Genomic DNA, 20,915 nt, shown 5'->3' with positions numbered 1-20,915 from the left:
AATCAATGACTTGAGAATAGAAAAGCCTCCCGAAGGAGGCTTTTCCTGACGTCTGAGCGGCAAGCCGTCAGAGAAACGACATCAACGCAGGTTGATGATGGTCTGGGTGATGGCGTTCTCGGTCTCGATGGTCTTAGCGTTCGCCTGGTAGTTGCGCTGCGCCACGATCATGTCGACCAGCTCGGTGGAGATGTCCACGTTGGACGCCTCCAGCGCACCGGATTGCAGGGCACCCAGGGTACCGGAACGCGGCGTGCCGACCACCGGCTGACCCGACTCCGAAGACTCGGTCCAGGAGGTCTTGCCCATGGGGGTCAGGCCCTGGACGTTGGCGAAGTTCGCCAGCACGACCTGGCCCTGCACCTTGGACTGACCGTTGGTGTAGCGTGCGAAGATCTGACCGGTATCGTCGATCTCCAGGCCAGACAGCTGGCCGGTGGTGTAGCCGTCCTGGTTGACGCTGGTCACGGCAAAGGCGCTGCTGTACTGGGTCGAGCCACGCATGTCCAGGGTGATGCCGGCCGGGTTGGCCACGGCGCCGTTGGAGGCCCAGGTCGCCGGGGTACCGCCGTTGGAAATGGCCGGCACCCAGTTGTCCAGCTTGAGCACGCCCTCGAAGGCATTGGTGCTGGCGTTGTTGACCTGCTTGAGATCGGTCGAGGCCACATTGGCACCGTCGAGCGCACCACTGCTGGTGAACGGCAGGGTCACGCTGTAGGGCGTGGCGACCTTGGTGGTCGCATCCTCCTTGGTGGGATCGCCCGGATTGCGGCCGTCGATCAGCACGTTCATGGTCCAGGAGTTGTTCGCGCCCTTGACGAAATACTGCGACAGGACGTGGGCGTTGCCCTGGCTGTCATAGATGTTCACCGAGGTCGAGGAGTTGTAGCTGGTCGGATCGGACGGGTTGAACGGCGTCGTGGTCGGCGTCGTCTGGGTCGAGTTCAGGTTGACCGTCTGCTTGATCGAACTGGACGCCTTGGGCGCCTGGCTGGCGGTCTCGATGCGCAGGTCGCTGCGCACACCCGGCTGCAGCAGACCCTGGTCGTTGGTGGTATAGCCCTGCAGCTTGTAGCCGTTGTTGTCGACAATGAAGCCTTCCTTGTCGGTCCCGAAGTAACCGGCACGGGTGTACTGCACAGCGCCATTGTTGCTGGTGACGAAGAAGCCGTTGCCGTTGATGCCCATGTCCAGCGCGTTCTGCGTGGAATCGATGGTGCCCTGGTTGAACAGCTGGCCGACGTTGCCGAGCAGCACGCCGCTGCCCTGGGCATTCTTGCCGGTGCCGAGGACTGAGGCGGCATAGAGATCCTGGAACTCCGCTCGCGACTGCTTGAAGCCGACGGTGCTGGCGTTGGCGATGTTATTGCCCGTGATGTTGAGGTCACTGGACGCGGCCTTGATGCCGCTCAAACCGATATTGAAAGACATGCTGGATTCCTCTCGTGTGCCGCGCCTTACTGGCCGACCGCCTGGACTTTGGAGATGCCGATGCTGCCGACGCCGGCAAGGTTGAGTGTCATTTCGCCGCCGTTCTGCCCGAGCGTCACACTGTCGACGTTGGCTGGCAGACTGGTCTTCATGGCCGTGGTGGTGTCGTTCACGTTCGCCTGGGCCTCGAAGCGGTAGGTGCCGGCATCCAGCTTCTTGCCGCTGGCGTCGGTGCCATCCCAGGTGAAATTCACCAGGCCACTGGATTGCTGCCCCAGGTTCAGACGATTCACCTGACTGCCGGCGTCGTTGTAGACGTTGACCCAGACGTTCGGACTGGAAGCGGTCAGATTGAGCGCGCCCTTGAAGTCCGCACTGGTATCCACCTTGACCTTGTCGGTATCGACGATCACCTTGCGGCCCACCAGGGTGGACGCCTGCAGCGCCTGGGAAGACTGACTGCCGGAGAGGATCGAGCTGACGCTGGTATTGAGGTTGGTGATGCCCTCGACGGTACTGAACTGCGCCAGCTGTGCGATGAATTCGCCGTTGCCCTGGGGCTCCAGCGGATTCTGGTTGTTCATCTGGGCGACCATCAGCTTGAGGAACTCGTCCTTGCCGAGCTTGCCGCCTTTCTTGCCATCGCTGCTAGCGGTCTCGGAGGTAGCGTCTGTCTTGTTGACGGAGTACTTGTCGAGCACCGACTGAGCGGTTGAATTGGTCGTGCTTATGGACATGGCGCCGGTTCCTTACTGACCGAGGGTCAGTACCTTCTGCATCATCTGTTTGGCGGTATTCATCATTTCCGCATTGGTCTGGAAGGCGCGACTGGCCGAAATCATGTCGGCCATCTCCTCCACCACGTTCACGTTGGGGTAGTAGACGTAGCCTTCCTTGTCCGCCATCGGGTGGTTGGGCTCATAGCGCTTCTGCACCTCGCTCTGATCCTCGACGATGCCCTTCACCTCTACCCCGACCCCGGCCTGGCCCTGGTCGTCGAACAGCGAGGCGCCGCCCTGGGCGTCATTGAGCTGGGCGGCGAACACCGGATGCCGCGCCTTGTAGGTCTGGTCGACGCTGGAGGACACGGAATCGGCGTTGGCCATGTTGCTGGCTACGGTATTGAGGCGAACGTTCTGGGCGCTCATCCCGCTACCGGCGATGTTGAACAGCGAACTCAGGGACATGGCTACTCTCCACGCAGGGCCGACATCAGCCCCTTGAACTTGCTATTGAGCAGGGTGAAGCTAGCCTGGAAATTCATCGCGTTTTCGGCGTAGTTGGCCTGCTCGACCTGCGCATCCACGGTGTTCTGGTCCACCGAGGGCTGAGTAGGGATGCGATATTTCAACGCCGAGTCGCCCATGCCCATGTCGAAGCCTTCAGCGGCGATATGGCGGCTGTTGGTGGTTTCCAGCTGATAATGGCCGGATGCCCCCGGGGCGCTCTTGGCCGCCTGCTCAGCCATCACGGCGCTGAAATCCAGATCCCGCGCCTTGTAGCCCGGGGTGTCGGCATTGGCGATGTTGTTGCCCAATACCTCGGCGCGTTGCGAACGGAAGTTCAGCGCCTGTTCGTGCAACCCGAGTGCTTTGTCGAAACTGATGCTCATGTCGAGAGACCTTTGACGTGGCTTGCAAGCGATTTAGCAAGGCCCGTGCCAGTCTCCAGCATCCATCTAAATCAAGGGTTTAGTGCAACGCGGCAGTCAAAACGACGGCAAGCGGCAAGGTTTTTCCGCCGCCTTTGCCGGCCCTGTGATCGGGTGCGGCAAAACTTTGGCGCAGAAAAGGTAAACCGGGAGCCAAACCTACATGCTGTGGATTTGCCCCTATCGAACCGGACCAATGCCCCCGTCAAATTGCGGCCTGCTACAAACACCTAAAATCCTGCAGCGATCGGTATTCGACGCTTTGTACGGATACCCCTCGCAATGCCTGACAGCGATAGCCAGGTTGCTTAGGGTCTTTGCACGGTCGAGCTTAGACATGTGGCGGATATAACCGCCCTTCTTAGTTTTCACGAAGCTTTCCGCCATCCCGCTGCCTGGGGACTACACGCCCTTTTCATCAGAGGCAACAGGTCGACCTGCTGCGCAAAAGATGAGTCTGTTTGGCGGTATAGGTCTACTCGTTACCAGCCAGATACTGCGCCGTTAACGAAAGTCGCCTAACTCGAAGCCATGTTCGATAGCGCCTAGCATCACGTCGCGAACCACGTCACCGCTACAGCGTCTTGCGCCAGCCGCCCAACTGACAGTAAGGCAATGGCAGGCTATCGCCCGCCATTGCCGGGAAAGGACCTAAACCGATGTCCAAAGCCAGTTGAGCATTACGTCTGTCTCAAGAGTTGTTGTGGCGCGCATCGGATAGAGCACGACGATAAAGGGTAACCATCTCGCCCAGCAGCTCCTGAGCGATATTGCAGGCAACCTTTAGCCGCAGCTCTTCAGGATGACCGGAGTCGCGCTCTGCCAGCTGAATTAGCAGGTCACCTAGCATTGAGGCACGAAGATCCGCATCGGCTTCGATAGATCGAGTGGAAAGATCCATTTGGTCGAGCGTGATTGGCTTGCTGGGGAACGGGACGATAGAAGGATTCTTCTCAGCCATAGCAAACCTCCGTTGTAGAGGTAGATGGCATACAGGTAGCGCCAAGGCGGAGCTCGGGCTTAAAAGGAGATACAGGCATTTTAACTGCTCCTCAGACGATTAAGGAGCCGCCACCCGCCGTTGTCACTCGGTGATGGGAGGCGGACCGTGAGGGGGTGACAAACCGGCGTCCGAGGGAACCGGCCAGGCAAAAGCCTGCCCCACACGGCCCGCCATAGAAAACCACAGATGTGGTCTAGCTACAGCGCTACCGCGCCTCGAACGAATCGGGTTGTCACACCCGGTCGTGGGATTGACCACGACAATGCAAATTTACCGTTTTGGAACGCGCCCTAGCAACCCGTGACGACGCTCGCTACCTATGACTCATCTAGGTTGGTCTACGGCAGACCATTTGGTACGCAACGGAAATACGGTAACGGGCCAAATCAGATTGTTCTGGGACAGACCAATCCAGCCTCCACGAGACTCGCTGACAGCCAAACAGCCTTCGTAGGGGGAGAGCAAATGGGAAACTATTGCACGCACAAGCGCTACGCACCGACTAACTGGTTCACGACGCCAATCGCACTGTTAGTAGATCCGCGGCTAACGCCGCTGGAGCGCAACGGGTGGCAGGTCTTGCGCATGCTCAGTGATGCAGACGGTGTGAGTTCGCTTACGAGCCTGAGCCAGCTTCGACGCTATCTCACCACCACGCCGTTAGGACAACGGGCGGGCTATGAGACGGCACGACGTGTGCTGAAAGTGCTGCGCCTGACGGGTTGGATCACTCTGCTCGGTGTACAGCGTGACCCCATGACGGGCAAGGTGATGAGCGAGCGCTACAGGGTGCATGAGCGTGCCTTAGCGTTTGATCGAGCATGCACTGCCGACCAGACGCTTGCCGGCCTATTGCACGCGTGCCTTCACGAGACGGGCCATCCGATCCAGCGAATTGCGCAGCATCTCAATCATGCGTTCGAACAAAAGCAGCGCAGTGACGATGGGCAGGCTAGCCCTGATGACCTTGGGAGCTCTAGCTCCGAGGCGGTACAGATGGGGTCTGGCATAGACCAAACCGGTCTGTCACAGACCAACGAAGTCCACCACGAACCAATTGGCCAATACAGTACGTACAGTAGTAAGACGTATAAAGTACGTACGTACCCTTCAGAGGTCGAAAGCACAGAGGGCAGCACTCCGCTTCCATCCTGTCTTGCGGGAGTTGATGAAAAGCAGTTGCAAGAGCTTCTGACTGGACTTGATGAGTTGGCGCTGGAGCAGCGTCAGCAGGTGTTGGCAGAACTGGAGGCCAGACACCGTAGCGGCGGCATACGCAACGTAGTGGCCTATGCCTTTGGCTTGATCAGACGAGCGCAGTCGGGAGGTTTCCGGCCTTATGCACTGCGAGACAGGCCGGCAATGCAGACCGTGGCGAACAGAGACCTCGGCATGGACCATCGTCCACGCCCGGCACATCGAGTAGCCCCCGCAAAGCGCTCAACGCCCGAGATTGCCGAAAACCACATTGCGACGCTTCGCAAGATGCTCAACATGCCCGTGCGATGCGACGAATCAGGCTGAACGCGGAGAGGGACTTAAGACCTATCGCCCCCGGCAGGTATAGGCGTGGCTGAGACTAGGTTGTGCTCAGGTTGTACAGCATGCCGGCAAGCTGCGTGGACGATAAAAGCCAACGCAGCACCGTGCATACCAACCGGAATGTTTAAAGCCGAGCAACAGCAGTCGCTTGGATGGGTACGGTTAGTACTAGGAACCATTTACAGCTAGATAGCACACAGAGCTGCAAAGTACCGCGAAGACCATGTGCTGAAACCAGCTTTGCCACCCTCTATCGAATGCTTACTTGGCCTTGTAGATGATGCCCGGATTGCACTGCACCATCTGGTAGAGATCCGGCAGGCCATTGAGGGCCTCGGAGGCACCCAAGAACAGATAGCCGCCCGGCTTGAGGGTACCGTGAATGCGCGTGAGGATGTCCTTCTTCACTTCAGCGGAGAAGTAGATCAGCACATTGCGGCAGAACACCATGTCGAATTTGCCGAGGCTGGCGTAGCTGTCCAGCAGATTGAGCGCGCGGAATTCGATACGGCTGCGAATCGCCGGCTTAACCGCCCAGCGATTCGGCTGGAGCACGTCAAAGTAGCGCTGCAAGCGCTCCTGGGATAGCCCTCGACCGATCGCCAGCGAATCGTACTCACCGGACTTGGCCGCGGTGAGAATGGCGCCGGAGAGGTCGGTCGCCACGATTTGCATGCCGCCACGCCCCTGCCCTGCTGCGCTCCGCTCGAATTCGTCCATGGTCATGGACAGCGAATAGGGTTCCTGACCCGAGGAGCAGGCCGCCGACCAGACCCGCAGGCGCTGGCCGAAGGTGTTCTTGGTCAACTCCGGCAAGAGGCGATTCTTGAGCACCTCGAAGGGATAGCTGTCGCGAAACCAGAGGGTTTCATTGGTCGTCATCGCATCGATGACCTTTTCCCGCAGACCGCCACGGGGCTGCATCTGGATGCGCTGCACCAACTCTGACAACGTCTTGATCCCCTCGGTCTCCATCAGCTTGTTGAGCCGACTGGAGACCAGGTACTGCTTGTTGTCACCGAGCAGGATCCCGCTGGATTTCTCGAGGAAATCACGAAAAAGCACAAAATCCGCGTTGACTGCTGACACTGCCGCTCCGCCTTCTGGATACCGGGATAGAGACGCCTTCACCTAGTGACTGTCGACCGCATTGATGCGCTCGGCTACCCGGGAGGCAAGATCATCGGGACGGAACTTGGCAAGGAAATCGTCCGCACCGACCTTCTTGACCATCGCCTGGTTGAAGACGCCGGACAAGGAGGTATGCAGCAGTATATGCACTTTCTGCATCCGCGAATCATGACGGATTTCCGCCGTCAGGGTGTAGCCGTCCATTTCCGGCATCTCGATGTCGGAAATGATCATCAGCAATTCCTCTTCCGGACGCTTGCCTTCCGCTACCATCGCCTGGAGGAAATTCAACGCCTGGCGACCATCATTGAGGGAAATGACCTCTACCCCGACGGTTTCCAAGCAACGAGTCACCTGCTTGCGGGCCACCGAGGAGTCGTCGACGATCAGCACGCGCTTGGTGACGGCCTTGGCCTGTACCACTTCGCTGATGACGCCCGCCGACACGGTCTCGACCGACGGTGCGACCTCAGAGAGGATCTTTTCCACGTCGATGATCTCGACGAGCTGATTGTCGACCCGGGTGACGGCGGTCAGGTAGTGATCACGACCGGTGCCCTTGGGCGGCGGATTGATACCTTCCCAGTTCATGTTGACGATTCGCTCCACCGAGCGCACCAGGAAGCCCTGCACCTTGGTGTTGTACTCGGTGATGATCACGAAGCAGTTATTGATATCCGGCAATCCACGGCGACCGGTAGCCATGGCCAGGTCGATGATCGGAAAGGTGCCGCCGCGGATGCTGGCCACGCCCCGTACCACCGGACTCGATTTGGGCATCACGGTGAGTTTGGGGCACTGCAGCACCTCCTTCACCTTGAAGACGTTGATGCCGTAGAGCTGCGAGCCGTCCAGGCGGAACAGCAGCAGTTCCAGACGGTTCTGGCCCACCAGTTGGGTACGTTGGTTGACTGCGTCCAATACACCAGCCATTTGGCGACTCCTCTCGTTGCCACAGACCGGTCGCAAAACTCGGCACAGGGCTTGCTTAGATGTGACTCATGAAGATCGAAGCGACGTGTTTCCGACCTATGAAGACCTCTTGCCGCTGGGCTGCGAATCTTGTGTTGATCCTGACATGCCTGGGCGGAAAGGCCTATGCAGAAGGCGACTACACCTCATCTGACGAACTTATCGGCGCTGTCGAAAGTTTTCTTGAGGAGCGCGTGCAGGAATATTTGTTGGAGACCAATTCCAACGCTCGCCATGAAACCCAGATCAACTCCCTGGATTCCCGGTTGCGCCTGGCCGCCTGCGACAAACCCCTGACGCTCTCGCAACAGGGCAGCCCAACGCCGGTGGGCCGGATCAACGTCAAGGTGCGCTGCGAAGGCGGCAGTCCCTGGACGGTGTTCGTGCCCGCGCAGGTCAAGCTGTATCGGCCGGTCGTGGTCACGCTGCAGCCGCTGTTGCGCGGCGCGGTGCTGGACGACCAGAACGTAGCCTTGGTGGAGCGCGATGTCGGCACCCTGACCCAGGGTTACCTGACCAGCCTGGAGCAGGTGATAGGCACCCAGCTCAAGCGTCAGGTGGTCAGCGAGCAGGTGCTGGCGCCCTCCTTTATCGAGCAGGCCGAACTCATCCGCAAGGGCGAGCAGGTGGTGATCAATGCCCGCAGCGCCTCCTTCAGTATCCGCATGCAGGGCGAAGCCCTCAGCGCCGGCGCCAAGGACGAGGAGATCCGCGTACGCAACCTGAGCTCCAACCGGGTGATCCGCGGTCGGGTCGTCGATCAGGGGCAGGTGGAGGTGGCGCTTTAGCGAAGAAGTCAAAAGGAGTACCTTGAGCGTCTGCTTCCTGAACCTCTGCGCGTCGTCCTGTCGAAGGATGTGACATGGCGCACAGGTCTACGGCTAAAGTTTCGGCATGACACGCCGATAAGCCGGACATGCGAACGAGACGACACGAGGATCTTCACTCATGGCTCTAGATATCAATCGCCTGAATTCGTCCTCTACTGCGGGCATAGGCAACACCAAGGCGGCGTCCACCAAGGACGTGTCCACGGCGCAGACCAGCGACGTCAAGGCCACCAAGAGCACCGCCTCCGGCGAGTCGGTCAGCTTGAGCGCCGAGGCCAAGCAACTGAGCTCCCTCACGGCAGGGCTCAAGGATCTGCCGGTGGTCGACAGCGACAAGGTCAGCCGCCTGAAACAGGCCATCGCCGATGGCTCCTACAAGGTCGACAGCCAGAAGGTGGCCGACAAACTGATGGCGTTCGAGTCCTGACGCCCGGTTCGGCATGGCCTTTCTGACGATCGCCACTAACGTTCGAACGGAAACCGCGCCATGCCCAACGCCAACTTGCTCGAGATTACCCGCCACGACATCGACCTGAGCGAGCAGCTGCTGGCCCTGATCGAGCAGGAGTTCCAGGCCTTGAGCGAGCGCCAGCTCGATCGGCTGGAAGCCCTGCTGGGCACCAAGCAGATCCTGCTCAAGCAGCTCGACCAGCATGCCCAGCAGCGCACCCTACTGCTCCAGACCTATGGTCTGCGAGCGGATCTGCAGGGCTTGCAGGCGTACGCCGCCCAGCAGCCCGACGGGGAAGAATTGCTGGCGCGCTCCAGTCAGCTCGCGCAGCTCATGGAGCAGTGCAAGGCTCACAACATCCGTAACGGCCAGATCATCCAGGCCAACCGCTTCGTGGTCGGCAAACTGCTGAATGTCCTGCAGGGCACCTCGGCGCCCACGCTGTACAACCGTCGCGGCAACCAGACCGGTGGCGGCTATCAGCGTCCGCTGAGCTCGGCTTGATCTCGGACATTCTCATGCCGGCTTTTTTCGCTGTACAGATGGCGTTTAGCCAGTATTCTTGCTGACCGCTGTCTACAGGAGTTTCCAGGTGCAAGGCTCTTCCGCTAGCGACAATGCCGCTCAGCCACCCCAGGTCTATCGCTCCAAGGGCGAGATCCTGGCCTGCCTGCGGCCGGCGCAACAGCAGCATATTCCGCTGCGGATCACCTTCAATCGCCAGGGGCAGCAATTCCAGAGCTTTGTCGTCGAGATCGACGAGGCCAAGGGGCGGATCGCACTGGACGAATTCATTCCGCGCGAAGCCGAACGCCTGCTCGAACAGGGCCAGTCGTTCCGGGTGGACAGCTTTCACGAAGGCATCAAGGTCACCTGGCAGATCGATCATCCGGTCGAGTTCAGCGAGCTGGATGGCAATCGCTGCTACTGGATCGGCCTGCCCACCGAACTCACCTATCACCAGCGACGCAATGCCTATCGGGTCAAGCTGCTGCTGGCCCAGCCGGCCACGGCGGAGCTGAGCCAGGGCAACAGCCCGATCCAGCTGCGAGGCCAACTGATCGACCTGTCGGCCACGGGCTGCAAGCTGCGTTTCCCTGGTAACGTCACCCATCTGCTGCAACCGGGGCAACAGGTACAGAGCTTTAGCGCCGAGCTGCCCATCGGGACCATCAATACCCCGGTGACCATTCGCCACGTGGCCTGTCCGGAGCGCATGGAATTCAGCGACGTCGGCGTCTGCTTCAACAGCCTGACGGGCGCGGCCCAGCGCCAGATCGAGCGCTTCATCTATCAGCTGCAGCGGGAAAACCGCCGGTTCGAGTGACCGATCGGGCGCCCACGGCTACTGGACGCCCTCCCCAACCGCTTAGTTCGCCTTGGATCCAGGCGGGTTCTGCGGGAACTCGATCTCTTCCTGCAGAGGTGCCCCCTCCTCGGCAGGTTCCTCCTCGACGACCGGCTCAGTGTGCATCTGCTCCTGCACGACCTGGCTGTCGACACGCGGATCCAGGGCCGCTGCCAGCGGCGAGCTGGTCGACCCTTCGGGCATCTGCACGTGGCTCAGCGGCGCCTCGTCGACGAGGTGCTTGCCCGTGACCGCATCCGGACGGATGCGCCAGATCAGGATCGCACCGCAGAGCACGACGAAGGCATAGAGCATGTTGGGTCCGACCAGATTCATCAGCGCACCCACCACCAGCGGACCGATACAGGCACCGATGCCAAAGGTCACCAGCAGCATGGCGCTCAGGGATACCCGACGTTCCCCTTCGATATGGTCATTGGATAACGCCACCGCCAGGGGATAGAGCACGAATTGCAGCAGGCTGGCGATGAGGCCGAGCGGCAGCAGCACCACCGGCGGCACATGGGGCAGCACGGCCAGTGGCAGGGCTGCCAGGGTCAGGGCGATGGCGACCACCCGGATCAGCCAGCTGCGATCATGCCGATCCGACAGCCAGCCGATCGGCCACTGGGCGATCAGTCCGGCGAAGATGCAACACGCCATGAACAGGCCGATGCGCTCGGTGGGCAGGCCCTGGGCACTGGCGTAGAGAGGCGCCAGGCCATAGAAGGAGCCGATCACCAGACCCGCGACCAGGGTCGTCGTCAACGACTGGGGAATCCGCTGGATAAAGAAGGTGGGTTCCAAGGGCGCCGGCTTGAGCGGTGCCGGGTGGATCTTGCCGGTGACCGCCACCGGCACCAGACACAGGGCATAGCAGATGGCGACCAGCATCAGCTTGTCGACGCCGAGATCAGGCGAGAGCACCAGGACCACCTGACCCAACGCCAGGCCGAGGTAGGAGGCGGTCATGTAGCCGGAAAAGACCTTGCCCCGCTCGCCAGGGCCGGCCTGCTCGTTGAGCCAGCTCTCCAGCACCATGTACTGGCACATCATGCCCATGCCGATCAGCACCCTGAGTGCCAGCCACATCGGCAGCCAGGGCAGCAGGCCGATGCCCAGCACCGCGGCGCCGACCACCCCGGCGCAGGTCACATAGGCGCGGATATGGCCAACCTTGGCGATCAACCGATGCCCCAGCTTGCCGCCTATCACCAGTCCCGCGTAATAGGCGGCGGTCAGGGCACCGACCCAGAGTCCCTGCACCTGATCGGCGGCCAGTCGCAGACCAAGATAGGTACTCAGCAGACCGGTCCCGATCAACATCAACAGCGTCGCGAAATAGAGCCCGCGAAACGCCGACAGCACACGCACCATTGCCTACTCCATCGTCTCTTGCACACCCGGCAAGCGCGACGGAATCAGCTTCGTCGTTGCGCCGCCAGCTGGGCGTCCTCGCCCAGGCGTGGGTTGTAATGACCTGCACAGGCCTTCATCAGTACCTGCAGCACCGACAGATTACCTCTGACGCTGCTGATCTTGGTGGGTACCTCGCCCTTCGGATAGCGCCGCACGGTGGGGAGTTCCACGCAGCGATAGCCCAATTTCGGTACCCGGTAGGAAAGATAGGCCAGCAACTCGTAGGTGGTGAACTCGTCGCGGAACGGCGCCACGCGCGGATCCAGCAGCATGGCCCGGCTGTAGGCGCGGAAACCCTGGGTGGTGTCGGTCCAGTGGAAGCCCGAGGCCAGGCTCAGCATGGGCGCATGGATGAAGCGAATGGCGAAGTCGCGGGACTTGGGGGTGTTCTCCGCCACGCCGCCGGCCAGAAAGCGCGAGGCCTGGACGAAGTCGTAGCCCTGCTCGATGGCTTCGATGAAGCGCGGGATGGCGTCCGGATCGTCCTTGTCGTTGCCGTCGATGGTCACGATGCCGGTGTAACCCTCGTCGAGCACGAAGGCATAGGCGCAGCGCAGCTGGGAGCTGAGCTTGCCCGGCGCGGTCTTGACCAGCAGCCCGCGGACGCCCAGCTCCTGCAACCGTTGCGGCTCCAGCGAACCGTCGGTGCTGCCGCCATCGACGATGATGACATCGGCGATGTCGGCGATCCTGACCGCCGCCATGCGCCGCAAGAGGTTGAGAATCCGCTCGCCTTCGTTGATGACCGGGATCACCACGCAGTGCGGACGGCTGCGACCGTTCCAGAAGGTCGTCGAATAGCTGGGCACCTGCCAGAGGGCACGCTCGGTGGCGGGAATTGCAGTAGTCATAGGTCCTCCAGGTTCAACCGACACGGGCCGTGATGAGGGCGACGCCGGCGATGATCAGGACGATGCCTGCCGCCGTGGTCCAGGGAAAGGCTTCGCGAAAGATCACCACCGACAACAGCGCGACGCTGGCGATGGCCCCGGCCGTCAGCACCGGATGCGCCACGTTCAGCGGCAGCTTGGCGAGGGCGGCGGCGTACAGCAGAAAGGCCAGGCCATACATGAACAGCCCCAGCCAGAACGGCCAGTTGGCCAGCGCAGCCATGGGATCGCTCAGGCTGGGAAAGCGCCGCGGCGGCAGCATGGCCAGCTTCACCAGCACGCTCGCCGAGGCGTTGGACGCGATGCCCAGAATCAGGATCAGCCACTTCATGCGGCAGCCTCCGGCAGGTCGCGATAGGCCTTGACCGCGACCTGGACGCCACGCTCCAGCGCGGCCAGGTTGGAGCCCTGCTTGGCCGGCAGCATCTCGATGCTGACCACCTGCTCGGGCAGCCGCCGGGTCAGGGCGAAGGCGATGCCCTCGTGATTGGTACCGCCCTCCCCCAGGGTCACCAGATCCGGTTCGCTGGCATGGACGTGGCCGATCAGTTCGGCATGCTCTTCGAGGACGCGGGCGGCGTCTTCCTCGTTGATGGTCAGGGCACCGGTATCGAGTTGCATGAGGATCGCCGGATGCTCCACGGCCCGTACCACCGCGGCGGTGGAATCGCTGTCGATCATGAAGTTGGCGCCATAGCGGGGCGGATTCGGCTCCAGGCAGATCTGCACCCGGTGCGCCGCGGCCACATCGCCCAGGCGGCGGAAGAAATCCCGGGCCTGTGCCAGGGCCTGGTCGTCACTCAGCCCCGCGCGATCGCGATTGCGCGGCGAGCCGAACACCAGGCGCGTCGCGCCCAGCCCCTCGGCGACCCGGCAGACGCCTTCCAGCTGCGCCAGCAGCGCCCGCTGCACGTCGTCGGCGCCGAAGACATTGAGTCCGGTGGTGCCGAACAGCAAGGCCTGCATGCCCGTGATCTCGATGCCACGCGCCTGCCACTGCTGACGCACGACCTGGATGTCCTGGGCGGTGGCCGTCTTGGGATCGGCGAAATACTTGCCGGGGGCGATGTCGATGGCATCCACCCGGTATTGCTGCAGGATCTCGGCGACCATGGCGTCATCGGTCGGATCCCAGGCGATATTGGAGATGGCGATGCGCATCACTGACCCTCCGCCTTGATGACCGGGGGTTCCGACTGGGCGTAGGCACGGACCGCGAGCAGAGTGTCGCGCGCGCTATACTGGTAGCCGTCACGCCCGCCGAAGACCTCGGCATGCACGCTGCGGAAATCGTAGCGCGCCGGCGTACCCTCCAGGGTATTGCCGAAGTCGCGTCCGAAGCCCTGACTGGCGATGTCCGCCACGCTGATGGGCTCGGCGGTCAGGTGCACCAGGTCCAGCCCGGCAGCCTGGGCGGTCTGGATGTCATAGCCTAGATTGACCATTGGATAGAACTGGAAGACGCCGCGACTTTCCACGGCGTGCAGGTTGTTGTCGTTGAGCAGGTCGTAGATCACGTTCTTGCGCAGGCCAGGACCGACCAGGCCCGGCAGGCGGACGATCAGGGCATTGGCGAAATGCTCACGGACGAACTGCTCCAGTCGATAGCGATTGGCGCCATAGGCGTGCAGTCCCTCTTCGTCCACCGCGGTGGTCTCATCCACCCCGAGCGGCTGCTTGAAGACGTCCACGGTGCTGATCAGCACGAAGGAATCGCACTGGATCCGCGACAGATGACCGATCAGGCCATCGATCTTCTCGCGATCGGCGGCAGGATCGCGATTGGCGATCCACTTCTGCGCTGGCGCTCCGGCGCAGATGACCTGGCCATAGGGCTGATCGCCGATCTGGTCGATATTGGTGGAGCGAAACAGCGCGCCGAAGGCCTTCTGCTTGAGCAGCGTCGACCCCACGAAGCCGCTGTACCCTATCAATGCGTCGGTCTTCATGTTGCTCACCCCTTGGTCTTGAATCTCAGGCAATAGTCCGGTTGGCACTCCTCGACGGGATAACGCTCGTCCAGGTAGGCCTTGAGTCGTGGAAACTTGTCGTGCATGGAAATGTTGTTCAGGTTGAATGACCAGAAGGTCGTCGAATACACCACCGCCGGTGGATCGGCATGCTGCAGATCGCTGAGCAGATCGGCCTCGTAGGGCGGCGTGGCATAGACCGGATAGATGTACTTGGTACAGGCCGGCAGATCGGTCACCCCGTTGATGACCCCGTTGTTGGCCAGGTCGAACACACAGTGGGCGCCGCTCTCCAGAAGGCGCTGCGAGGCCCATTGCACCCCGGGCGTCGCCAAGGCGGCGTCATCCGGCAAGGCGGTCAAGGCCGGCACCCAGGCGAGCCCCTGGGCCCACACCCGCTCGACCGGCGACTTGTAGAGGTTGAAGGCGGCGAGCAGCACCAGCAGCCCTGCCAGGGCCGGCACCAGCAGGCGTCGGCCGAAGGCCAGCAGCGCACCGACCAGCAGCACCGCAAAGAACGGCGAGGGATTAAGTCCGACCAGCCCCATCAGCACGGCCGCGGCAATGGCCGCGGCCGCCGCGCGTGGATGCGCCGAGAGGTCCCAGCCGCCGTTACGGGCCAGCCGCTGCCGGCGGGCGGCATAGAGCAGGCTCAGCAGGGGTACCCAGAAGCCCATCTGGATGTGCTGGAAGTCCGCGCGGTTGACCCCGATCTTGAAGAAGATCGCGAGCAGCACGGCCAGGGCACCGATCAGTGGCAGATCCTCGCTCCAGCGCCACGGCCAGGGCAGGCAGCGGATCAGGGCGAAACCCGCCAGCGCCGTGGGCACCGCCAGCAGCAGGCTCAGCGCCAGCGGCCGGGCACTCAGACCGTAGCCCCACTGGGACGAGGTCTCCAGGAGGAAGGTCAGGTTCTTGACGTAATCGGTCAGGGCGAAGAAATCGGTACCAAAGCCGAGCCAGCCAACCGTTGCCACGAAGCTCAGCAGCGACAGGACATGGCGCCGCTGCAGGAACAGCGTGAGCAGTACCGCCGAGCCGATGGCGAGGACCCCGGCGATCCCGCGATCATAGGACCAGAACAGATTGAAGCCGGCCGCCAGGCCCAATAGCACTTCGCAGACCAATCGCCGCGGCGTGGTCTCCACCTTGCGATGCAGACAGAAAAGGAACAGCGACAGCAGCAGGAAGAGATCGCGATAGCCCACCACCTGGGTCGCCACGGCGCCCACGGCAACCAGCAGGATCAGGCGCGCGCGACCCTTGGGCACGGGGCACAACAGCACCGCCGTCCCCCATAGCAGCAAGGCCGCGCCGGTGTTGCACAGTCCATAGAGGATCTGGGTCACCAGGAAGGTGTGCTGGGCACCGAACGAGGTCTCCGCCAGCCACACCGGGATGAAATCCAGCCCGCCATGGATGGTGAAGGCATGGGCGCCCGGCTGGCTGTGCAGCAGAGTCGGCAGCGTGGCGAAGTATTCCCCCTGGTGGAAGGGGTCGAGGATGACGCCCTTGCCGAACAGAAAGAAATTGATGATGGAAAAGACCAGAACGCTGATGAAGCCGGCGACGCCGGACACCCCCCTGGGTGTCGCCTCAGTGGAAGGGTTCAGCATCGAGGCGCTCCAGGGCATCGAAAATGTTGTCGATCTTGCCGCCCAGCATCGAGTAGCAGCCGGGCAACTGGGGATGTTGTTCGAAGAGGATGGGACGGCCGTCGTCACCTTCGTTCTTCATCAGAATGGTCTTCACCTCGAAGAGCGAATCCCGGTACTCCACCCGTGCTGCAGCCGACATGTAGCGGGCCACGTCCCGCACCATCCAGTCCGCGCGCGAGGCCCGGTCGTAGTCGTCGAGCAGGGCATAGGGATCGGTGCCATTGGCGTCTTCCCAGTTCAGGTGTGGGGTATAACGCACATGGGACAGGGTATGCAGGCCCCGCGCTGGGAACGGCATCATGGAAAAGAACGGACCGTCCATGACCGTCACCCCCAGGTTGCGCAGTTCCGGAGGCATCTCCACCAGCGCCATCTCAGTGATCTCGTGGCGCAACCGGGTGGCGGTGCCGGGGAAATCGCCGCCGTACTGGTTGAGGCCACTGTAGGTGCAGTTGAAGAGATAGCGGCAATGCATCTCCTCCTGCCCGCCGGCTTCATCCACCACGTCGACCCCCAGGCCGCCGGTTTCACCGCGGATCGCCGTCACGCGACTCTTGAGGCGCACCTCGACGCCGACAGCATCGAGCTCACCTTTCACTTCAGCGGCGAGTACGGCGGAGTTGAAGGCATACTCCTCGGTGAGATACACCGCCTCGATCAGTCGATCGTCGAACAATCGACTTAATTCTTCGGACGCCGGCTGCAGGGAAGCCTCGATCCCCTGACAGAAACGTTCGAACTGTTTGGCCGTTACCTTGGAGTTGTTGCGGGCAATGGCATACAACTTGGTGAAGTCCCGCACCACCACATCGGGATAGTCGCGCAAGAAGCGCGGCAAGTTGACCCGACTGCGAAAGGCTGTGACGAAACTGCGCGGATAGTGATAGCCGTTATGAACACGTGCCTGGTTGTGATAAGAGGCACGCTTCAACAGTCCATCTTCCCGCTCGATCAGGGTGACTTTCGCAAAGCCCCTCACGCGCATGAGATACAGGGCCGTCATGGCCCCGTAAAATCCGCCACCTATGACGATCGCATCTCTCATGATCGTCAGGCCATGCCGGATTGAGTAGCCGGTCTTGCGGTATTGCCGCCCTGCACTACTTCGACATTGAGCTTGTCACGGCGCGTCATGACGGCACTCGTGAACTCCTGGGCGACATGATAGAGCGGCCCTTCGTTGACTCTGTGGGTCAACTGCAGGACATATTCGCCAAGGACGAGCAGGACCAGCGAAATGAGAAAGAACATGCCGGACTGCTGTAATGAAATCGTCACCCAACCCGGTGCGACGTCGTCCTTGAACAGACCGATGGCAATGACGTAGATGGAATAGAGCAGGTTGGACAGGGCTCCCACGATGGAGAGGAAACTGACCATGCGCATGGGCTTGCGGGTGGAGGACACCAGCAGCCGGGCACCGCGATCGAAACTGCCGGACAGCCGCTTGGGCTTGGTACTGCGCGGCGGCATGCTGTATTCGAGATTGGTACGGGAGAAGCCAGCCGTCGCCGGCAGGTGCCGATAGGTCAAAGCCGGCGCGGGATGGCGCAGGATGTAATTGATGACCTTCTTGCTGAGCATCCGGTACTGGGGCGCATCCTTGGCCAGGTCGACACCGTTGAATTGCTTGTAGAGGCTGTTGAAACCTCTAGAGCAGAGACTGTAGGACAGGGTTTGCCGAACTTTCTGCTGATTGTTGGCGAACACCACGTCGATGCCGCCGGCCGCCTGTTGCAACATGTCAGGCAAGAAGGCGATGTCATCGGTTTCCGGATCTATGACGACCGCGAAGTCACCCAGCGCATTTTCCAGCCCCACCCAGGCAGCGGTATCGGAGTCCACTTCCTTGGTCAGGGCATATACCTGCAGATTGGGCAGGCCGGTGATGCTGGTGAGTTGTTTGAGTCGCGCTACGCTGTCGTCAGCGGATGCGTTATCGACAATGATAAGTTCGTAGTCACTTACCAAGGGACCGATAACAGTTGCCGCGCGCTCGAGGACGCTCTGCAACTCGGTAGCCTGATTACGAACGACGAACACGACTGAAAGTAGGACGGGATAAAAGGCCATGACGCGAACCTCCAGAGGCGCTCCAGATACAAGCAATGCAGACGGTTAGCCAACGGAGAGTACAGATAAATTCGGCAGGTTTTCGTCTGCTGCTCTATGCTGTGATCACAGCCACAAATCGCTACTGGAAGAGCCTGGAAGTCGGACAAGGTCGCCGTTTTTGCCCTATCCTCCAAACTGCTGTAACGGTTCGGCAAGGGCACTTGAAGGCGTCGGATCGCGAGGAGAGGTACTGGAAAGGAATCTGGTGTCCCAGAGTGGGGTCGAACCACCAACCTTCCCCTTAGGAGGGGGATGCTCTATCCAATTGAGCTACTGGGACAGTAAAGGGCGCTCATGGTAACGAGCAGCGGAAGGTTTGTCATGTTCCGGTTCGGCAGCGTCGCAGGGCGCGAGAACGGGCAAAGGCAAGAAGTTCTTCGGCAGCTTTGCAATTTGTTGTGTACGTCGGTAAATTGACGTCAATAAAAACAGATACCTAGGGACAGGTGGTTACAGAGTCCAAGGTGCCGTGAGTGCTAGCGGAACGAGACGAGGGCTTACGCCTTCACTGATTTTTGACTCCAGATGAAGTACCTCAATGACCCAGGCCATTAGATCCTACTCAAGCCGTACCGCTGACAAATTCGTCGTGCGTCTGCCCGAGGGCATGCGAGAGCGCATCGCGGATGTGGCCCGCAACCATCATCGCAGCATGAACTCCGAAATCATCGCGCGTCTCGAGCAGAGCTTGCAGCAAGAGGGCGCCCTTGGCGACGAACCCGGGCTTCGCCTGGACAGTCCGGAGATCACCGCCAGCGAGCGGGAGTTGCTGCAGCGCTTCCGGCAACTGTCGGGTCGACAGCAGAATGCCCTGATCTCGCTGATCGCCCACGACATCGACGCCGCATCCTGACGGCGTCCGGGCTGCCCTGCCCCTGGGCAGCCCATTGCACCCTACCCTGTCCTACATCAGGAACAGGGTGGCGAGCCCCAAGAAGATGAAGAAGCCGCCGCTGTCGGTCACCGCGGTGATCAGCACGCTCGACCCCATGGCCGGGTCGCGACCGAAGCGCTGCAGGGTCATGGGAATCAGCACCCCCATGAAGGCGGCCAGTAGCAGATTGAGGGTCATGGCGCCCATCATCACCAGGCCCAGTGACCAGCTGCTGTAGAGATAGAAGGCCACCAGGCCTATCACCCCACCCCAGATGACGCCATTGCACAGGGCGACGCCCATTTCCTTGCGCAGCAGACGCGCGGTGCTGGTGACGCTGATCTGCCCCAGCGCCATGGCGCGGACGATCATGGTGATGGCCTGGTTGCCCGAGTTGCCACCGATACCCGCCACGATGGGCATGAGCGCGGCCAGGGCCACCAGTTTCTCGATCGACCCCTCGAAGAGGCCGATGACCCGCGAGGCGATGAAGGCCGTGATGAGGTTGGTGGCCAGCCAGGTCCAGCGGTTGCCCACCGATTTCCACACCGAGGCGAAGACGTCTTCGTCTTCGCGCAGACCGGCCATGTTGAGGACTTCGCTTTCGCTTTCCTCGCGGATCAGGTCGACCATCTCGTCGATGGTGAGACGACCGATCAGCTTGCCGTTCTTGTCGACCACCGGCGCCGATACCAGGTCGTAGCGTTCGAACGCCTGGGCGGCGTCATAGGCATCGCCGTCCGGATGGAAGGCCACCGCCTCCTTGGCCATGACCTCGACCACCAGTTTTTCCGGATCGTTGACCAGCAGACGCTTGATCGGCAGGACACCCTTGAGGATGCTGTCGTTGTCGACGACGAACAGCTTGTCGGTGTGGTCGGGCAGTTCTTTCAGCCGGCGGAGATAACGCAGTACCACTTCCAGGGCGACGTCGTCACGGATGGTCACCATCTCGAAGTCCATCAGCGCGCCGACCTGATCCTCTTCGTAGGACAGCGCGGAGCGCACCCGCTCGCGCTGCTGCGCGTCGAGGGCTTCCATGAGCTCGTGAACGACATCGCGCGGCAGATCAGGCGCCAGGTCGGCGAGTTCGTCGGCGTCGAGCTGGCCGGCCACCGCGAGGATTTCCTGATCGTCCATGTCGGCGATCAGGGTCTCGCGGACCGCGTCCGAGACCTCGAGCAGGATCTCGCCATCGCGCTCGGTCTTGACCAGACCCCAGACGGTCAGGCGGTCTTCCCGCGGCAGGGCTTCGAGGATGAAGGCGACGTCGGCCGGGTGCAGCTCGTCCAGGCGGGCACGCAGCTCTTCGAGGCCTTCTTCGGGAATATCGGCGGGGGATACGGGGGCGCGATCGTGGTCTTCACGCGCCTCGACAGCGAGGTCGTAGCGCTCCAGCAACTCGACGACCTGGGCGAGCCGCTCTTGCAGCGTCTCGTGGGGCTTTCTGATTTCTGCTTCGTTCACTACGGTCATAGCGCACTCCGGCCCGCCGGCGGAGCGCACCGACGAACCCTAACTCAACAACGGGACGAAAAAGGCGATTGAGTATTGACTGGGTAAGTCCATAAGGGGGGATAACCACTGCCCCGGCGGGGCTGACGGCGGGGATGATACACCGGACCGCTTG

22 protein-coding genes and 1 tRNA gene are annotated in these 20,915 nt (G+C 61.4%); 6 read left to right on the top strand and 17 right to left on the bottom strand.

The annotated features are described in order from the left end of the window. Positions 1–81 precede the first annotated feature (81 nt). From flgE to FHR73_RS01815, 5 genes are all read right to left on the bottom strand, one after another. The gene (gene flgE / locus FHR73_RS01835) at positions 82–1,431 is read right to left on the bottom strand and encodes a flagellar hook protein FlgE (RefSeq protein ID WP_183629106.1); all 1,350 of its coding nucleotides are present in this window, start codon (positions 1,429–1,431) and stop codon (positions 82–84) included. Between the two features lie 26 nt (positions 1,432–1,457). Beyond that, positions 1,458–2,168, bottom strand: a complete 711-nt coding sequence (locus FHR73_RS01830) for a flagellar hook assembly protein FlgD (RefSeq protein WP_044340937.1) — start codon at positions 2,166–2,168, stop codon at positions 1,458–1,460. Positions 2,169–2,180: 12 nt separating this feature from the next. Further along, positions 2,181–2,618, bottom strand: a complete 438-nt coding sequence (flgC, locus tag FHR73_RS01825; protein ID WP_183629104.1) for a flagellar basal body rod protein FlgC — start codon at positions 2,616–2,618, stop codon at positions 2,181–2,183. 2 nt (positions 2,619–2,620) lie between these two features. Then, the gene (gene flgB, locus FHR73_RS01820; RefSeq protein WP_017642008.1) at positions 2,621–3,043 is read right to left on the bottom strand and encodes a flagellar basal body rod protein FlgB; all 423 of its coding nucleotides are present in this window, start codon (positions 3,041–3,043) and stop codon (positions 2,621–2,623) included. 730 nt (positions 3,044–3,773) lie between these two features. Continuing rightward, positions 3,774–4,043 carry a hypothetical protein gene (locus FHR73_RS01815; protein WP_133862460.1) on the bottom strand — a complete coding sequence of 90 codons (270 nt, stop codon included), beginning with the start codon at positions 4,041–4,043 and terminating at the stop codon, positions 3,774–3,776. 627 nt (positions 4,044–4,670) lie between these two features. Here FHR73_RS01815 and FHR73_RS01810 point away from each other — a divergent pair. Continuing rightward, the gene (locus tag FHR73_RS01810; protein ID WP_183629102.1) at positions 4,671–5,609 is read left to right on the top strand and encodes a hypothetical protein; all 939 of its coding nucleotides are present in this window, start codon (positions 4,671–4,673) and stop codon (positions 5,607–5,609) included. Between the two features lie 279 nt (positions 5,610–5,888). Here the strand turns inward: FHR73_RS01810 and cheR are convergent, their stop codons facing one another. Beyond that, complete coding sequence (gene cheR, locus FHR73_RS01805; RefSeq protein WP_133862462.1) at positions 5,889–6,716, bottom strand: protein-glutamate O-methyltransferase CheR; 828 nt, start codon at positions 6,714–6,716, stop codon at positions 5,889–5,891. Positions 6,717–6,758: 42 nt separating this feature from the next. Next, entirely contained in the window at positions 6,759–7,691 is a 933-nt protein-coding gene (locus tag FHR73_RS01800; RefSeq protein WP_183629100.1) for a chemotaxis protein CheV, read from the bottom strand. Positions 7,692–7,789: 98 nt separating this feature from the next. Here FHR73_RS01800 and flgA point away from each other — a divergent pair, with 98 nt between their 5' ends. The 4 genes from flgA (at position 7,790) to FHR73_RS01780 (ending at position 10,338) form a co-directional block, all read left to right on the top strand. Further along, positions 7,790–8,518, top strand: a complete 729-nt coding sequence (flgA, locus tag FHR73_RS01795; protein ID WP_409258657.1) for a flagellar basal body P-ring formation chaperone FlgA — start codon at positions 7,790–7,792, stop codon at positions 8,516–8,518. Between the two features lie 160 nt (positions 8,519–8,678). Beyond that, positions 8,679–8,987 carry a flagellar biosynthesis anti-sigma factor FlgM gene (gene flgM, locus FHR73_RS01790; RefSeq protein ID WP_059315614.1) on the top strand — a complete coding sequence of 103 codons (309 nt, stop codon included), beginning with the start codon at positions 8,679–8,681 and terminating at the stop codon, positions 8,985–8,987. A 60-nt stretch (positions 8,988–9,047) separates the two neighbouring features. Then, positions 9,048–9,515: a flagella synthesis protein FlgN gene (locus FHR73_RS01785; protein WP_183629096.1), complete on the top strand. Its 468-nt coding sequence runs from the start codon at positions 9,048–9,050 to the stop codon at positions 9,513–9,515. A gap of 88 nt (positions 9,516–9,603) precedes the next feature. Then, entirely contained in the window at positions 9,604–10,338 is a 735-nt protein-coding gene (locus FHR73_RS01780; RefSeq protein ID WP_183629094.1) for a flagellar brake protein, read from the top strand. 42 nt (positions 10,339–10,380) lie between these two features. Here the strand turns inward: FHR73_RS01780 and FHR73_RS01775 are convergent, their stop codons facing one another. From FHR73_RS01775 to FHR73_RS01735, 9 genes are all read right to left on the bottom strand, one after another. Further along, positions 10,381–11,736 carry an MFS transporter gene (locus FHR73_RS01775; RefSeq protein ID WP_183629086.1) on the bottom strand — a complete coding sequence of 452 codons (1,356 nt, stop codon included), beginning with the start codon at positions 11,734–11,736 and terminating at the stop codon, positions 10,381–10,383. A 44-nt stretch (positions 11,737–11,780) separates the two neighbouring features. Next, positions 11,781–12,629: a glycosyltransferase family 2 protein gene (locus FHR73_RS01770; protein WP_183629084.1), complete on the bottom strand. Its 849-nt coding sequence runs from the start codon at positions 12,627–12,629 to the stop codon at positions 11,781–11,783. Positions 12,630–12,642: 13 nt separating this feature from the next. After that, entirely contained in the window at positions 12,643–12,999 is a 357-nt protein-coding gene (locus FHR73_RS01765) for an SMR family transporter (RefSeq protein WP_027598043.1), read from the bottom strand. Next, the gene (locus tag FHR73_RS01760; protein ID WP_183629082.1) at positions 12,996–13,829 is read right to left on the bottom strand and encodes a sugar phosphate isomerase/epimerase; all 834 of its coding nucleotides are present in this window, start codon (positions 13,827–13,829) and stop codon (positions 12,996–12,998) included. The genes FHR73_RS01765 and FHR73_RS01760 overlap by 4 nt, the downstream gene beginning before the upstream one ends. Next, positions 13,829–14,617 (bottom strand): NAD(P)-dependent oxidoreductase, encoded by a 789-nt coding sequence (locus FHR73_RS01755; RefSeq protein WP_183629080.1) that lies wholly within the window; start codon positions 14,615–14,617, stop codon positions 13,829–13,831. The genes FHR73_RS01760 and FHR73_RS01755 overlap by 1 nt, the downstream gene beginning before the upstream one ends. Before the next feature lie 5 nt (positions 14,618–14,622). Next, the gene (locus FHR73_RS01750; protein ID WP_221191394.1) at positions 14,623–16,254 is read right to left on the bottom strand and encodes a hypothetical protein; all 1,632 of its coding nucleotides are present in this window, start codon (positions 16,252–16,254) and stop codon (positions 14,623–14,625) included. Further along, the gene (locus tag FHR73_RS01745) at positions 16,235–17,299 is read right to left on the bottom strand and encodes an FAD-dependent oxidoreductase (protein WP_409258648.1); all 1,065 of its coding nucleotides are present in this window, start codon (positions 17,297–17,299) and stop codon (positions 16,235–16,237) included. Before FHR73_RS01745 ends, FHR73_RS01750 begins: the two co-directional genes overlap by 20 nt. Before the next feature lie 47 nt (positions 17,300–17,346). Further along, positions 17,347–18,369: a glycosyltransferase gene (locus FHR73_RS01740; protein WP_183629076.1), complete on the bottom strand. Its 1,023-nt coding sequence runs from the start codon at positions 18,367–18,369 to the stop codon at positions 17,347–17,349. A gap of 245 nt (positions 18,370–18,614) precedes the next feature. Then, positions 18,615–18,691: transfer RNA gene (locus FHR73_RS01735), tRNA-Arg, on the bottom strand. 258 nt (positions 18,692–18,949) lie between these two features. On the opposite strand from FHR73_RS01735, the gene FHR73_RS01730 reads away from it, so the two are divergent. Further along, a complete protein-coding gene (locus FHR73_RS01730) occupies positions 18,950–19,264 on the top strand; it encodes an Arc family DNA-binding protein (protein ID WP_007160462.1) in 315 nt (104 codons plus the stop codon). Between the two features lie 51 nt (positions 19,265–19,315). On the opposite strand, the gene mgtE is transcribed toward FHR73_RS01730, so the two are convergent. Further along, positions 19,316–20,761 (bottom strand): magnesium transporter, encoded by a 1,446-nt coding sequence (gene mgtE, locus FHR73_RS01725; protein WP_221191393.1) that lies wholly within the window; start codon positions 20,759–20,761, stop codon positions 19,316–19,318. Positions 20,762–20,915 lie beyond the last annotated feature (154 nt).

This window comes from Pseudomonas sp. AS2.8 (assembly GCF_014190935.1).
GTDB lineage: Bacteria > Pseudomonadota > Gammaproteobacteria > Pseudomonadales > Pseudomonadaceae > Chryseomonas.
Note: the sequence above shows the minus strand (reverse complement) of the source record. Positions and strands in the feature narration are given on the sequence as shown.